This is a genomic window from Spirosoma harenae (genome assembly GCF_054776975.1).
The window spans coordinates 192,780-208,214 of record NZ_BAAHBD010000009.1 but is presented as its reverse complement, the minus strand read 5'-3'; the positions used below and the strand labels follow the sequence as shown (position 1 = coordinate 208,214).

General features: G+C 48.0%; 10 protein-coding genes. 7 read left to right on the top strand and 3 right to left on the bottom strand.

Annotated features, from left to right (window positions below):
- Position 1: 1 nt before the first annotated feature.
- The 6 genes from ACYVE4_RS13770 (at position 2) to ACYVE4_RS13745 (ending at position 6,934) form a co-directional block, all read left to right on the top strand.
- Entirely contained in the window at positions 2 to 1,687 is a 1,686-nt protein-coding gene (locus ACYVE4_RS13770) for a GH39 family glycosyl hydrolase (protein ID WP_461040718.1), read from the top strand.
- Positions 1,688 to 1,789: 102 nt separating this feature from the next.
- On the top strand, positions 1,790 to 2,350 hold the full coding sequence (locus tag ACYVE4_RS13765) for a helix-turn-helix domain-containing protein (RefSeq protein ID WP_461040639.1): 561 nt from the start codon (positions 1,790 to 1,792) through the stop codon (positions 2,348 to 2,350).
- 12 nt (positions 2,351 to 2,362) lie between these two features.
- Complete coding sequence (locus ACYVE4_RS13760; protein ID WP_461040637.1) at positions 2,363 to 3,532, top strand: enolase C-terminal domain-like protein; 1,170 nt, start codon at positions 2,363 to 2,365, stop codon at positions 3,530 to 3,532.
- Positions 3,533 to 3,554: 22 nt separating this feature from the next.
- Positions 3,555 to 4,346: an SDR family NAD(P)-dependent oxidoreductase gene (locus tag ACYVE4_RS13755; RefSeq protein WP_461040636.1), complete on the top strand. Its 792-nt coding sequence runs from the start codon at positions 3,555 to 3,557 to the stop codon at positions 4,344 to 4,346.
- Positions 4,347 to 4,382: 36 nt separating this feature from the next.
- Positions 4,383 to 5,390: an AraD1 family protein gene (gene araD1, locus ACYVE4_RS13750; RefSeq protein ID WP_461040635.1), complete on the top strand. Its 1,008-nt coding sequence runs from the start codon at positions 4,383 to 4,385 to the stop codon at positions 5,388 to 5,390.
- 236 nt (positions 5,391 to 5,626) lie between these two features.
- Positions 5,627 to 6,934: an MFS transporter gene (locus ACYVE4_RS13745; RefSeq protein ID WP_461040634.1), complete on the top strand. Its 1,308-nt coding sequence runs from the start codon at positions 5,627 to 5,629 to the stop codon at positions 6,932 to 6,934.
- A 133-nt stretch (positions 6,935 to 7,067) separates the two neighbouring features.
- Here the strand turns inward: ACYVE4_RS13745 and ACYVE4_RS13740 are convergent, their stop codons facing one another.
- The 3 genes from ACYVE4_RS13740 to ACYVE4_RS13730 form a co-directional block, all read right to left on the bottom strand.
- Positions 7,068 to 7,451, bottom strand: coding sequence for a LysR family transcriptional regulator substrate-binding protein (locus ACYVE4_RS13740; RefSeq protein ID WP_461040633.1), 384 nt, complete (start codon positions 7,449 to 7,451; stop codon positions 7,068 to 7,070).
- A gap of 57 nt (positions 7,452 to 7,508) precedes the next feature.
- Positions 7,509 to 8,039 (bottom strand): response regulator transcription factor, encoded by a 531-nt coding sequence (locus tag ACYVE4_RS13735; protein WP_461040632.1) that lies wholly within the window; start codon positions 8,037 to 8,039, stop codon positions 7,509 to 7,511.
- Between the two features lie 193 nt (positions 8,040 to 8,232).
- Positions 8,233 to 12,489: a two-component regulator propeller domain-containing protein gene (locus ACYVE4_RS13730; protein ID WP_461040630.1), complete on the bottom strand. Its 4,257-nt coding sequence runs from the start codon at positions 12,487 to 12,489 to the stop codon at positions 8,233 to 8,235.
- Between the two features lie 168 nt (positions 12,490 to 12,657).
- On the opposite strand from ACYVE4_RS13730, the gene ACYVE4_RS13725 reads away from it, so the two are divergent.
- The gene (locus ACYVE4_RS13725) at positions 12,658 to 15,417 is read left to right on the top strand and encodes a PQQ-dependent sugar dehydrogenase (RefSeq protein WP_461040629.1); all 2,760 of its coding nucleotides are present in this window, start codon (positions 12,658 to 12,660) and stop codon (positions 15,415 to 15,417) included.
- Positions 15,418 to 15,435: the final 18 nt, after the last annotated feature.

Genomic DNA, 15,435 nt, shown 5'->3' with positions numbered 1-15,435 from the left:
AATGGCACTGAGTGCCTGTGTATTCATCTCCCTTCCCGGTGCTGATAGTCTGGCGCAGACCAGTACCGAGAAACCCACAAAAATTGAGGTGGATCTGGCCAAAGATAAGGGGCCGCTGAAACCAATCTGGGCGTGGTTTGGTTACGACGAGCCGAACTACACCTATATGAAGGACGGCAAGAAATTACTGACCGAAATCTCAAAGCTGAGTAAAGTACCCGTTTACGTTCGGGTGCATAGTTTGCTGGTAACGGGCGATGGAGAGGCCGCCCTCAAATGGGGATCGACGAATGCGTACACGGAAGATGCAAACGGCAAACCGGTTTATAACTGGACCATCGTCGATAAGATTTTCGATACGTTCATCGAGCGGGGCATGAAGCCTATTGCTCAGATTGGATTTATGCCCGAAGCGCTTTCTACGAATCCGCAACCGTACCGCCACAGCTGGGACCCCAGTCATAAGAACTATGATATCTTTACCGGTTGGGCTTATCCTCCAAAAGATTATAATAAATGGGCCGAACTGGTTTACCAATGGGTGAAGCACTCCATCGCGAAGTATGGTCAGAAGGAAGTCGAAAGTTGGTACTGGGAGCTTTGGAACGAGCCCGACATCCCGTATTGGAAAGGTACGACCGAAGAGTACATTAAACTCTACGATTATACGTCTGATGCCGTCAAACGGGCATTACCGACCGCTCGTATGGGTGGACCCGAAGTAACTGGCCCACTCAGCGAAAAGTCTCAGAAGTTTTTCAACGCGTTTATGGAGCACATCGTAAGTGGCAAAAATTACGTCACGGGTAAGACAGGGGCTCCGATTGATTTCATCACGTTTCACGCCAAAGGAGCGCCTAAGATCGTGGATGGGCATGTCCAGATGAATATTGGAAAGCAGTTACGGGATATCGATAAAGGCTTTGAAATTGTTGCCTCGTACCCCAGCCTGAAACACCTACCCATTATTATCGGCGAGTCCGATCCAGAAGGTTGTGCCGCCTGTTCGGAGGATTTCAATCCGCAGAATGCGTACCGGAATGGCACTATGTATTCCAGTTATACGGCCGCTTCATTCGCCCGGAAATATGACTTGGCGCAGTCGCGTGGGGTGAATCTGGCAGGTGCGGTTACCTGGGCGTTCGAGTTCGAAAACCAACCCTGGTTCCGGGGATTCCGCGATCTGGCTACCAATGGCGTCGATAAGCCTGTGCTGAACGTATTCCGCATGTTTGGTATGATGCCGACTACACGCGTCGAGGTTAAAAGCGGCTTAGCGTATGATTACGCTCGGGTTCGGGATGAGAGCGTACGGGGCGAATCGGACATCAACGCGCTGGCTTCCAAGGATGCTAAATCGGCCGCCGTGATGGTCTGGAATTACCATGATGATAATGTTCCCGCGCCGGATGCTCCTGTGTCGATTCAATTGAAAGGACTGCCCAACAAGAAAGTTGTTCTTCACCATTATCGCATCGATCAGGAAAACAGCAACTCCTATGAAGTCTGGAAGAAAATGGGATCGCCAAAGAATCCAACGACGGCACAGGTTGCTGAACTGGAAAAAGCAGGCCAGCTAAAAGAGCTTTCTGCACCCAGCACGATTACGGTAAAGGGTGGAGAAGCAAACCTAACCTTCACGTTGCCTCGGCAGGGTGTATCACTGCTAAAATTGAGCTGGGAGTGATCTATCTGTAAACGATCCCATTTTAACCTGTTTTTTACCTCGTGTCTGTTGAAATATAGCTACTTTCGTTCAACAATATTGAACAGAAGTAAACAAAGAAATATGGTTTCAATCGACAACAATAGCACCAAGTTGAACCTGGGAGATCGGATTAAAATTCTCCGCATTAATCAGAGCCGGACACTTCAGGAAATCGCCGATGCCAGTGATTTGTCCAAAAGCATGATTTCCAAAATTGAGAATAATAAAACGATTCCATCGGTAGCTGCTTTGGTCAAAATCGCCAATACGCTGGGTACGACGATTTCCAATTTACTGGAACAGGACGGCTGGTTAAATGCGATAGTGACACCCCGCCAAAAAGCGGAAGAAAGCCTGACGCAGACGGATAAAGGGTATTCCATTTATCCCTATGCGTCGGAATATCACGAGAAGAAAATGCAGCCGTTTCTTTTCGTGGGTAAAAAAGGGGAAGTCAAACCGCATGAGCTGTCACATGAGGGCGAAGAGTTTATCTACGTCATTCGGGGGCAGATGAAAATGCAGATTGGCGAGGTTGAATACCAACTGAAAGAAGGCGATAGCCTTTATTTTAACTCCTCCCTGAAGCACGGTATCCTACCGACTTCCGAAGAGGTGACCTATTTAGACATCTTCGTATAATTCATTCGTACCATGAAAATTCGTGCCGTCAGGGCTAAACTCTATCAATGGAACGGGCCGGTTAAAACAGGCGATACCATCTTTGCGACGCCCCTGAGCCCCCTTCACTTTCAACAGGATTCACAGGCCGCTTTCCGGTTTTTTAGCTGGCTGGTGGTCGAAATCGAAACCGACGAAGGACATATTGGCATTGGCAACGCAGGTTTGTGCCCCGACGTAACCAAGAAGATCATCGATAGCAAACTGGCCTCGCTCCTGATCGGCGAAAACCCGCTTAATACGGAATATCTTTTCGAAAAAATGTACCGATCGACTGTCGCTTTCGGTCGAAAAGGAGCTGTTATTGCGGCCATTAGTGCGCTGGATATTGCCTTATGGGATATCAAAGGGCTAGCGTTCAATCAACCAGTTTTTATGCTGTTGGGTGGACGTACCCGACCGCATATCGAGACGTATTATAGCCGATTGTACACCCGCGATTTAGACAGTTTGCAGGGAGAAGCTGCGCATTACAAAGCCGAAGGATTTACGGGCATGAAGCTGCGCTGCGGCTATCCGCTAACCGACGGACTGGCTGGACTGAAGAAAAATGTAGAGATGGTTCGTGTTGTGCGGGAAACCGTTGGCGACGATGTAGACATCATGCTCGAAGCGTATATGGGCTTTAATTTCCCCTATGCCAAGCGACTGTTGAAAGAGCTGGAACCCTACAACCTGCGTTGGGTAGAGGAACTAATGCTGCCCGACGAGATTCAGAACTTTGCCAAGCTCAAACAGTACACAGACATCCCGCTGTCGGGTGGTGAGCACGAGTACACGCGCTATGGTTTTCATGACTTGTTGGAAACGGGTGCGCTCGATATTTTCCAGTTCGATGTCAACCGGGTTGGCGGTTTTACCGAAGCGCAGAAGATCTGCAATATGGCGCTTGTACACGGTGTAGAGGTGATTCCTCACGGCGGACAGATGCACAATTTGCACGTTGTGATGAGTTCGTTTGCCTGTCCAATGGCCGAATATTTTCCCCAAACTGAGATTGAAGTGGGCAACGAGATGTTCTGGTACATTTTCGACGGCGAAGCCATTGCCGACAACGGTAAACTCCAGCTCGACGATAACAAACCGGGCATGGGTCTGACCTTGAAAACAGAGGGACTCGAACACTTTACCATCATCGAATAATCAACCTGATCGACATAGACTTATGGAACAAATTTCGGTGGAACGCAGCATTTTAGACCTCTTCAAACTGCACGGTCAAACGGCGCTAATAGTAGGAGGGAACCGGGGACTTGGTTTGGCGATGGCGCAGGGATTAGCAGAAGCGGGAGCCAATATTGTGATTGCCGCCCGCGACGAAGCTACAAATCTGCAATCCGAAGAAGCGATCAAATCGGCCTATGGCGTCGATTGTATCAGCACCATCTGCGATGTGACAGCTGAAAAAAGCGTCCGATCGGCTGTACGCCAAGCGGTTGATCAGTTCGGCAAGGTGGATATTTTGGTCAATTCAGCGGGGATCAACATTCGGGGTGCCATCGAAGATTTATCCCTAGATGACTTCACGAAAGTGCAGCAGGTCAACGTAACAGGTACGTGGCTGGCTTGTCGCGAAGTAATTCCTGTGATGAAGCAACACGGATACGGACGTATCATCAACATCGGCTCGATGCTAGCGTTAACCGCTATTCCCGACCGTACACCGTATGCAACCAGCAAAGGAGCGATTCTGCAACTGACCCGCGCCCTGGCGATGGAGGTGGCTAAAGAAGGCATTACGGTCAATGCGATTTTGCCGGGGCCATTTGCTACCGATCTGAATCTGCCGCTGCTCAATGACCCGGAGAAATATCAGGCGTTTATCGCCAAAATTCCAATGGGTCGCTGGGGTGAACTACACGAGATTAGTGGTATGGCACTTTATCTGGCTAGCCGAGCATCCAGCTACGTAACAGGCTCCTGCTTTTCGGTTGATGGCGGCTGGGTAACGCAATAGACAGCCCTTTCATTACTCCTAAACCTTACGAATTTCATGGAAACGACACGATTAGTGCAACTGTCGGATGCCGCCCAGCACCGACGAGTTGCCCTTGTAGAGGAACCGTTGTTACGTTTTTTACAAGATACGTCATCAATCTATTCGCTGGCGCTCGACGCGATTCAGACAAACCAATCACTCGTCAATCTGATTCAGAGCCGTTTATCTGACGAAACGATTGATTACCAGTCAGTCTACGACGACCAAAGCGACTGGCAATTACTCCCCGCCTTCGATCACCCCGAAGGACCGTTCGGCTGCATGGTTTCGGGAACGGGACTGACGCATAAAAACAGTGCGCTGAATCGGCAAATGATGCACCAGTCCGCGGTTGAAAAGCCAACCGATAGTATGCAAATGTATCAGTGGGGCGTTGAAGGCGGTTCGCCAGCAGCGGGTACAATCGGTGTGCAACCGGAATGGTTTTATAAAGGCAATGGTTCCGTTTTGCGAGCGCACGGACAGACGCTGGAAGTACCTGCGTATGGGAACGATGGGGGAGAAGAACCCGAAGTAGCGGCTGCTTACGTAGTGGATGAAACGGGCAAGCCCTGGCGAATTGGTTTCTGTACGGGTAACGAGTTTTCCGACCATGTCATGGAAAAAAAGAATTACCTCTACCTCGCACCATCCAAACTGCGCCAATGCGCCATCGGGCCCGAACTGGTCATTACCGACGATTTTTCTGAGTGGACAGGTACGGTTGGTGTTGATCGGGATGGGAACTCGCTTTGGTCGTCTCCCATCCGAACGGGCGAGAAAAACATGGCCCACAGTATTCAAAACCTGGAATACCATCATTTCAAATACGAGGCACACCGACTTCCGTTCCAGGCACACGTCCATTTTTTTGGTGCGGATGCGTTCAGTTTCGGCCAGGGTATTGCATTGCAGGATGACGATTTAATGCACGTCCAATGGGAAGGTTTAGGTAGGACTTTGCGGAATCCACTGAAAATCAATACAGAATCGGAGCAGATCGTATCTATTTCGGCACTGTAGGAAGCTCCAGGAAATACTTGGTTACCCTCAATCCCTAATTGAGTTGACATAAACAACCATCGAACTCCCAGTATCTGTGTCCTCACAGACACCTGTGCGTCAGCCAGCAGTGCCCTCCGGTAAGAGGTCTGTGAGGACACAGACCTAGGAGTCACCTCCTAGTCTTTTCGGTGGTTATTTATATCAACTCAATTAGGGCATTGCTCTCTACATCTTCCTTTCTAAGCCCTTATTTCATGGAAAATCAGACTGGTTTGCTGAGTGACACGAAGCCGCTAAAAATGCGGTGGGTGATGGTGAGCCTGGCGTTTCTGGCTACGGTGCTCAACTACGTCCATCGGCTGTCATTTAATTACTTAAGTGCGGATGGCGACCTGCGAAAACTCATTCCCGATGATGCCTTCGGCTATATTGGTACAGCCTTTTTTGTGGCCTATATGCTATCCAATGCATTTTCAGGCTTTGTGATTGACAAGCTGGGCACACGCGTCGGTTACGCACTATGCATGGCCTTCTGGACGAGCGCCGGACTGATTCATGCCTTTGCGATTACCCCTCTCCAGTTCGGTATCTGCCGGTTTTTACTGGGATTGGGAGAAGCGGGAAACTGGCCTGCCGCTATCAAGTTGACGAGTGAATGGTTTCCACCCAACGAGCGGTCCACGGCGTCGGGAATTTTTAACAGTGGTTCGGCATTAGGAGCCGTGATTGTTCCACCCATGGTGGCTTATCTGGGTGTTGAATATGGCTGGCAGGCAACATTCATTATTCTGGCTGTTTTCGGCTATTTATGGCTGGCTATTTTCTGGTTTACCTACTATACACCGGAACAGTCGGTAAAAGAAGCAAAGGCTCGGATTATTCCCCCAATGAAACTGCTGAAAACCCGGTTCGTTATCATGTTCACGCTCTCCAAAACATTCATGGACCCGGTTTGGTACTTTGTTACGTTCTGGATCGGACGTTATCTGGTCGATGTGCATCAGTGGGATTTAAAGCAGATTGGCTGGTACGCTACCATACCCTTTATCATTGCTGATGTGGGCAATCTGGTCGGTGGTTATTTTACCCAATTCATTATTAAACAGGGCGTTCCAATTCCGAAAGCGCGGAAAATAGCCGTTGCCATTGCTGGCTCAATAATGGGCGTATCCTTGCTGCTGGGACCGTTTATTATCACCACACCCTTATCGGCCCTGTTGATTTTTGGCATGGCTGGATTTGGCTATACGGCCTACACCGCTAATTCACTGGCGTTTCCGGCAGATGTCGTTCCCAAAAGTGCAGCGGCCTCCGTTTGGGGATTAGCCTGTGTAGGGACGGGTTTGGGAGGAGCCTTATTCCAGTCGCTGTCTGGGCTGGTACTGAAAAATTATTCCGTTTCGATTGGCTATGTAGCTGCCTATAATATGCTCTTTATTGGTTTCGGCGCGGTAGCCATAATCGGCTTACTGATCATGATGCTTTTCATGGGGCCGCTGGTTAAAAATAAAGAGCTATCTGATTATGTTGAAGCCGATATGACTCCCGTTTTACAGCCTTGATACTTTAGTGCTTTCATCTGATTTAGGAATTTATCATAGGTTGGTTTAGAAAAGACGAGGCTCTGTCTCGTCTCTTTTCTTTTACAGGGTTGATAGATTCTTTTGTAAGGCTAGCTTCACACGGGTATATCCGCTAGTTCGAATTGCTTAATAGCCAGGTTGATGCCTCGAATTGCCGATTTTCCAATGATTGTACTAGACCTTCACTTACCAAGCGTAAATTGGTCGATGCATTAGGCGATTGAAAGATTACTTTAGGCGTAAAACCATTCTGTTGAAACAACTTATACAAGATCTCATTATAGCTATAGCCATCTTCGGTTGCTGGCAGAATCCAGTCAACGTTTGCCAGCGCCTTGAGGCCCGATGCATTGCTTAAATCTACGTTTAATGACTGAGGCATCACCACAACAAAATTCTCCTTATAAAGTGTAACTTCTTCAATTCCGTCGGGAGCTACTGCGTTGGGAACGATGCCGAAGTGCAGTTCTCTGTTGAGTATTTTGTTGAATATCAATCAGTTTGTGTTTTCCATACATTATGCTTCTAGATTATACCAATCACAACCAATGAGTTACCCGATGCCATTCTGAATCGCATAGGCTACGATGTCAGCATCTTTACTAACCCCTAATTTATGAAAGATTGAATGCCGATATGCCCTGACAGTCATTGGTTCAATATATAACTGTTCTGCAATCTGGTGATGTTTAAGGCCCTGACGAAGGAGTGCAATAACTCGCTTTTCCCGACTATTCAACGTCAGGCTCGTATCAACAGGCGGTTTGATTGAGAAATAGTTTTTTCCCGCCAAAACGCTTCTGATGCACTGGAAAATTTCACTTAATTCAGCTTGATAGAAGATTCCTCCATGGAAATCGGCCTGTTGAGCAGCCTGGGCTAAGCTCTGGTCTCGGGTCAAGGCGATAAGCTTGATCAAGGGAAAACTAGCCAGAACGGACTTCCCAATCTCGATGTCAATAGCAGTGCTTAGATCCTGAATAATAAGATCGGGCTGAGTATGGTCTATATAGGCCAATACCTCACTGGCTTGAAACACCTGTCCGCACACCATCAAATCTGACTGTTGGTTTAGAAATTCCATTAGTACACCGCTAAAGAGTCTATGGTCGTTAACGATTAACATGCGGGATGGCTGTTCAGCTGACATATATAGCGAGTACGTTATACCCTATTTACTTCTACGTAAGAAAGTTAACGCTAATAAGTTTACTAATCCAACTTACTCAGGAATAGAAATTTAGCCTGTTCTACCTGATAGTAAGTTCGTTGTCTCATTACATAACTGTGCTTCCTTCCCGATTTTGTTTGGCATATTCGGAAGGGGAGAGAGAATATAAGGTCTGGAATGTTTTGCGGAAGTATTTAAGATCATCGAAACCAACCTGATGGGCTATTTCGGATACACGCAGTGTACTGGTTTTTAACAGTTGGGCCGCTCGTTTTAGCCGAATATCACGGATAAATTCAACGACCGACTGACCTGTAATGGCTTTAAGCTGACGATAGAAAGCGGATTGACTCATACCCATTTCTCGAACTAACATGGGTATTGAAAAATCTGGATTGGTTAGATTCGCTTCGACGAGTGACATGGCTTTTTCCAGCAACTGTTTCTCTGTGTCGGGGATAACAACATCGGCTGGTTTTAGCAGAATTTGTCGATGGTAGTATTCTTTCAAGCGGAATCGACTCTGTAGCATCACGGCTATTTTTGTGCACAAAAGTCTGGGATTGAAGGGTTTCGCCATGTATTCGTCGGCCCCGGTTTCAAGGCCTTCCAGTTCGTGTATGGCAGCGGATCGGGCCGTTAGCAGAATTACCGGAATGTGCATCGTTTTGGGATGCTGTTTTATTTTCTGGCAAAGCTCCAGCCCATTACTTCGGGGCATCATTACGTCGCTCACAATCAGGTCAGGTAGTAGTTCGAGCGTTTTATTCCAGCCATCTACGCCATCTACAGCCAGAAAGACGTCAAACGTAGGCATCAGGAGTTGCTGTAAATACTGTCTTAACTCAGCGTTATCTTCCACCACCAGCACCCTGGCCGAAGAAACTGGGAGAACAACCGATTTATCGGGCTCAGTTACCTGCCCTTCGTCTGCATCAACAAAAACCTTACTGTCAATAGCTTTAGCATCCTCTTCGCGAATCGATTCGGGGGCTAAATGCGCGTTGCCAAACGGTAATCGTACTGTAAACATCGTGCCTGCACCGGGTTCACTTTGTACAGTCACCTCACCCAAATGGGCTTCGACAAACTGTTTTACCAGTGATAGCCCAATACCGGTCCCCATTATACGCATCGTTTCGGTATGTGAAGCCTGATAATACGGATCAAAGATTTTTTCGACTTCTTCCGATTTCATGCCTACCCCCCAATCGCGGATCGTCAGTTGAAGGTAGTTATTCTGTAAAGTGTTATGTTGAAAAACCGCTGCGTCATTGGGCGATCCAACTACAGATACGATTAGCCTGATTTTACTGCCCTGGGGAGTGAATTTAAACGCGTTCGACAACAGGTTAGTCAGAATGATTTCCAGCTTACTTCGGTCAACATACAAAGGAATGTCTCCAGTAGGCGCTTCCAGGGCATAGTCCAGAGTCAACTCATCCGCTTTTAACTTGAAAATCAGAAAGATTTCAGTAAGAAACGGGATGATGTTTTCCCGGCTGGCCCGCAGGGAAACATGATCTGTTTCTACTTTCCGAAACTCCATCAACTGATTCACCAGATCCAGCAATTTGCGCGTCTGCTGGTGCATCAACACCATTTTTTCTTTGACGTTGTAAAGCGCACCACTCCCCGCTGACGCTAATTCTTCCATTGGCCCCAGAATGAGCGTAAGTGGAGTACGGAGCTCGTGAGACACGTTAGTAAAAAAGCGCAATTTCGTATCGGTAACTTCCTTCTCCTTTTCTACTTTAAACTGTTCCAGTGCCAGCTTAGCCTTCAGTTTCTGCTGTGCCATCTCGGCTCTTCGATAGATGGCTAAACCCCCACCAATGAGGGCCACATAAAGTAAATAAGCCCACCAGGTTTTCCACCAGGGCGGTAGGATCGTAAAGTGTAATGTAGCGGGTTGGGTTGACCAAATGCCGTCGTCGTTACTCGCTTTTACCAACAACGTGTAATAGCCAGCGGGAAGGTTGGCAAATGTAGCAATTCGTCGATCAGAAGATGTCTGTACCCAGTCGTCATTATAGCCTTCCAGTCGGTAGGCGTATTGTTGTTTTTGCGGATTAGCATAATTCAATCCGACAAACTCGACCGAAAAATCATTCTCTGATGCTTTCAGATAAATGTCCTGAGCATCAGATAACGGTTTTGTCAGCAGCACTCGCCCGTTAATGGTATCGCCAACCGCTACAGGTTGATTTAAAATGCGTAAGTCGGTAATCTGTACCAGTGGTGGATATGGATTTGGAAGCAGGGCTCGCGGCTGAAAATAGGTAATGCCATTGGTGCCGCCAAAATACATAGTCCCATCTCCGGCTCGGTAAACAGCGCCTACTTTAAACGAATTGCTTTGCAGCCCGTCTGAAACGTCATAACGCAACAATCGTTTGGTCGCCGGATTGAATTGATATAGCCCAGAGCCACCAATCCAAAGATTCCCGGCTTCGTCGGTCAACAGACTTTCGACGTCGGTTTCAGGAACCCATTGGCTATAGCGCTCGATCGTTTCCTGTCCATTCGCATTTCTGACGAGCCGGTGCAATCCCCCGCCGATGGTTCCAATCCATAAATCGCCCTGCTTATCTTTTAGCAAAGGCCAGGTATAATTCGTGCGCAGACTAGCTGGGTTATTCGGCTCGTGTTTGAACTGGTGCAGCAGACGCAAATCCTGCGGTGTGATCTGTAGTTTTAACAACCCCGCATCCCGCGTACTGGCCCACAAAATAGCCTGATTTTGCTCATAATAAAGCATCGTGAATTGACGCGTCGGCAGTGTTTTATGCTGCATATCGAACGTATTCAGGTACGTCCCCTCTCGATTAAAAGAGTGAATACCTGCGTTGAATGTGGCCACCCAAATTGTGCCATGACGGTCTTCTATAATACTTTCTATACTGATGCCACCCCAGTCTGGCTGGCCCGTCATGGCTGGTAACCGCTTCAACGAGGAAGGACTTTGCCCACGCATCGTATATAAGCCGTGGTAGCGAGTTCCAATCCAGAGTGTGCCATCACTTGCCTGGAAAATAGTCGAGACATCGATGCCATTTAAATTCCCCGATAAAGAGCGATTCAGGTAATTCTGATAGGTTTTTTGGACCACATCATAACTGGCAAAGCCATTTCGGGTACCCATCCAGAGCCGATTACTATTCGGTTCTTTAAAAATGATATTAATGTAATTATTCGCTGGCGTTGTTTGCCCAACCATTTGCCGACGAATCAGGCCGAACGGCTTCGCCCGAAGTTTTAGTTGATTAAGCCCGCCCGCAGAGGAAGCCAGCCAAAGATTATGAAACCGATCTTCCAGAATGTCATGAATACGAACGGAGTTGATGCTGGCCGGATCGGTATCCAGCGGAAGGAATGTGCGAACTTGCTGCTCATCGACAGGAGGGGTCGAACTTGTTGCGATTCCGTCTTTCATCAGTAGTAGCCCATAGTTTGTGCTGATCCAGAGTCGATGAAAGGAGTCCAGAAAAAGGCTTTCAATGTTCGCAAAGCTCCGGCGCAAGGCTTTAGGCGGAGCATTAGCCGTATGCTGTAAGTCCTGTTTTGAGGTCCAAAAAATCTGGTCGTCAGCGCCGATCCAGAGATCACCCCGGTAGTCCAGATGTAACGCCCGAATATTCGGAACCGAAAGCGACTTTAGTTGAGTAGCCTGCAAAGGCGTTTTGGCGGTAAGCGATTGCTGACCATCAAACACCCATAAACCATATCCCAGTGTACCAATCCAGATTCGATTTTGGTGATCTACTGCTAATTTACTGACCGTAGGTTCCGCATTCGGGCGATTTGTTAATTGTACACGCTGGATGGTACGCAGACCACCTTGCGCATCCGTCTGTAAAACAAAAACGCCTTCCCGCTGCGAGCTGACCCATAGCCGATTTTTTGCATCAGTACAGAGTGCGTGTACGTTCGTGTTGGCTAATTGATCAATAAATACTGCAAACTGAGCTGCCCCGGCCAGTTCCCGAACGCTGACAAAGCGATCCCGATTGGCATCGTACCAGAATAAGCCCGCCCGTTCCACACCGACCCACAATCGCCCATGCTGATCGATGGTTAGCGCCCGGATTCGATTACCGGAAATTCCATTCTGATCGTTTAGGGGTAGATTATAATTTTTTAGCGAATACCCATCGTAGCGGTCAATGCCTTTGTTCGTACCGATCCAGATAAAACCCGCTTTGTCCTGTGTAACGCACATCGCATCGCTGTGCGAAAGTCCTTCATTTACCGTAATGTGTTCGAATCGAAATTGATCTGGCTCGCGCTGGGGATAACCGATAAAAGGCACCAGCAGGGCACTTAAAAAGTAAAAACCGTATTGAAAAAACCACTTCATCATTCGGGACCAATTTACCCCCTCTTTTTGACGAAAACCAACCCCTCTGCCCATTTACGACCTGTTACTTTTGCATTATTCAAATGCGTTATTGACTATAACGCCGTTGGGCCGAAAAAGGTGGCAACCCAAGGTTGACAAATTGCTATTGACCCGTTTTCTCAGGTATTTATGATTCTACCGTTTATTAATTATAGTGCGTCTCTTAGTGTGTTGCTTGGCCTAACAACGCTATTTACTAATTGGGTCCCCCGCCCATTAGTTGACAAACCCAACTCTGTTCAGGCCGATACTTTGAACCGACCCGAGGAAAACCGCTTCACCAAAACTGTGCTGTCCAACGATCTTAACGAGCCGATGGAGCTTGCTGTAGCGCCCGATGGCCGCGTGTTTTTTGTCGAACGGGCCGGTAAGTTTTACCTCTACGATCCAACCTCGAAGAAAACCCGGTTGCTGTATGATTTCCCGGTAAAAGCCGTCGATAAATACCTTAACGGCTTGTTGGGAATGACTATCGACCCGAATTTCAAACAGAATCATTACTTGTATTTTTTCTATACGATTCAGTCTGGTGAGCAAACCAAACAGCGAATTGCTCGCTTCAAGATCAATGACGATAGTACGTTGGATGTAGCCAGCGAAAAACCAATTATCGAATTCCCGATTGATCTGGAAGTGAGCGCCCATACCGGCGGTTCGATGGCTTGGGATACACAAGGCAATCTGTTTATTTCTACTGGTGATAATACGGTTCCCTTTGAATCAAATGGCTTTGCCCCCATCGACCAACGCGAAGGTCGACTAACCTTTGATGCCCAACGTTCGGCTGGAAACCCGAACGATTTACGTGGTAAAATCCTTCGGATTCATGTCGAAGCCGACGGTAGCTATACCATTCCCGAAGGCAACCTTTTCCCGAAAGGCACAACAGGAACCCGCCCGGAAATCTACGTGATGGGCTGCCGGAACCCGTACCGAATTTCAGTCGATCCGGCTACGTCGATTCTGTACTGGGGCGAAATTGGTCCCGATTCGGGCACCGATGGGCCGCAGGGACCACGCGGTTATGATGAGTTTAACCAGGCGAAAAAAGCGGGTAATTATGGCTGGCCGTACTTCGTGGGAGACAGCAAACCGTATCATCAGTACGATTTTGCCAGCAAAGCTGTTGGATCGACCTTCGATGTGAACGCGCCAGTCAACAATTCGCCGAACAATACGGGTATGAAGAACCTGCCGCCGACCCAAAAAGCGATGGTCTGGTATCCATACAACAAATCCGATGAGTTTCCAGAATTAGGCGTAGGTGGTCGCTGTGCAATGGGTGGGCCGGTTTACCATTACGATGCGAATTTGAAATCGTCGACCAAATTGCCTGCCTATTACGACAAAGCCCTGTTTATGTACGATTGGATGCGTAATTGGTTGTTTGCCGTTCGGCTGGATGAGCAGCAGAATTACCAGTACATGGAAGCGTTTATGCCTAAAACCGGCGATTTTCGACGTCCGGTCGATATGGAAATCGGGCCTGAAGGCAGTATATACATGCTAGAATATGGCTCGGTCTATGGCATTGATAATGAAGATGCTCGGCTGGTAAAAATTAATTTCAATGGCGGCAACCGCGCTCCGGTTGCCCAAGCCATCGTCACCGATACGATTGGATTAGCTCCATTGACCGTAGTCTTCAAGGGCGACCAAAGCCACGACTTCGACAAAGGCGATCAACTGACATACGCATGGCGTTTTGAAGGGGCTACCGTCGCATCGACCGAAGCCAATCCAACGTATACGTTCCGCAAAAACGGCATTTATAAAGCCTCGCTGACCGTAACTGACCAACAGGGTAAATCCAGCACCAATCTAGTGACGGTTAAAGTGGGCAATACGGCTCCACAGATAGCGATTCAAACGACGCAGAACCGAACGTTCTTCTCGCCAAAGTCGAGCCCAATTAATTACAGCGTTCTTGTGAAGGACAAAGAAGATAAGCCCATCGACAAAAAGAATCTGAAAGTGGTGCTTAACTACATTCCGAAAGTGAACCCGGAACCACAAATGGGGCACCAGCAATTAACAACCACGTTTAGTCTGGGCAAAAACCAGATTGCGGGCTCCGATTGCAAAGCCTGCCATCAGCTAACAGCTAAGTCAGTAGGCCCTGCGTTCAGCGAAGTCGCCAAACGGTATCGGGATGATAAAACGGCGATTGCTAAACTCGCTAACAAAATCATCATCGGGGGCGGTGGCGTTTGGGGAGAACACGCCATGAGCGCCCATCCGCAGCTATCACGCGAAGAGACCACCGAAATGGTGAAGTACATCTTGTCGGTGGGTAATGAACCATCCGAAAATCGGCTTCCGCAACAAGGTGCGCTGACGTTGAATCAACACGTTGGAAAAGAACAAGTTGGACGTTACGTACTGATGGCTTCTTACACCGATAAAGGCTCTTCGACTCCTCCGACTGGCAAACCCAAAACACAACTAGCGCTGACCCGAACGGATATGCTGGTGTTACGCCCGACAAAAGTGTTGGGTAGCGAAGCCGATGAACTTCACAACATTAGTCGGCAAGGGAAACGCCTGGGTACTATTCACAACGAGTCGTATTTCGTGCTGAAGAATATTGATCTGAAAGGCATCGATCAGCTTACGTATTTCTATTCGTCGAAAGATAAAGGAGCTACGATCGAAGTACACATCGATTCGCCGACAGGGCAAGTAATCAGCACATTAGCTTATCCGGCAACGGGCGACTGGAAGACGTATAAAGAGGCCAGTGCACCCATTCAAAATCCGGGCGGTCAACATGATTTATACTTCGTATTTGTCAAATCCGAAACGCCGAACCGCGATCTGTTTAGCTTAGAGTGGCTCCTGTTTGGGACATCAAATTCGTCTCCGAAAGTAAGCTCAGCTGGACAATAGATCGTTTATTTTTAGTTA

Coding starts and splice junctions, on each gene's coding strand:
- ACYVE4_RS13770 (WP_461040718.1), top strand. CDS start 2: ATGGCACTGAGTGCCTGTGTATTCATCTCCCTTCCCGGTGCTGATAGT.
- ACYVE4_RS13765 (WP_461040639.1), top strand. CDS start 1,790: ATGGTTTCAATCGACAACAATAGCACCAAGTTGAACCTGGGAGATCGG.
- ACYVE4_RS13760 (WP_461040637.1), top strand. CDS start 2,363: ATGAAAATTCGTGCCGTCAGGGCTAAACTCTATCAATGGAACGGGCCG.
- ACYVE4_RS13755 (WP_461040636.1), top strand. CDS start 3,555: ATGGAACAAATTTCGGTGGAACGCAGCATTTTAGACCTCTTCAAACTG.
- araD1 (WP_461040635.1), top strand. CDS start 4,383: ATGGAAACGACACGATTAGTGCAACTGTCGGATGCCGCCCAGCACCGA.
- ACYVE4_RS13745 (WP_461040634.1), top strand. CDS start 5,627: ATGGAAAATCAGACTGGTTTGCTGAGTGACACGAAGCCGCTAAAAATG.
- ACYVE4_RS13735 (WP_461040632.1), bottom strand. CDS start 8,039: ATGGAATTTCTAAACCAACAGTCAGATTTGATGGTGTGCGGACAGGTG.
- ACYVE4_RS13730 (WP_461040630.1), bottom strand. CDS start 12,489: ATGATGAAGTGGTTTTTTCAATACGGTTTTTACTTTTTAAGTGCCCTG.
- ACYVE4_RS13725 (WP_461040629.1), top strand. CDS start 12,658: ATGATTCTACCGTTTATTAATTATAGTGCGTCTCTTAGTGTGTTGCTT.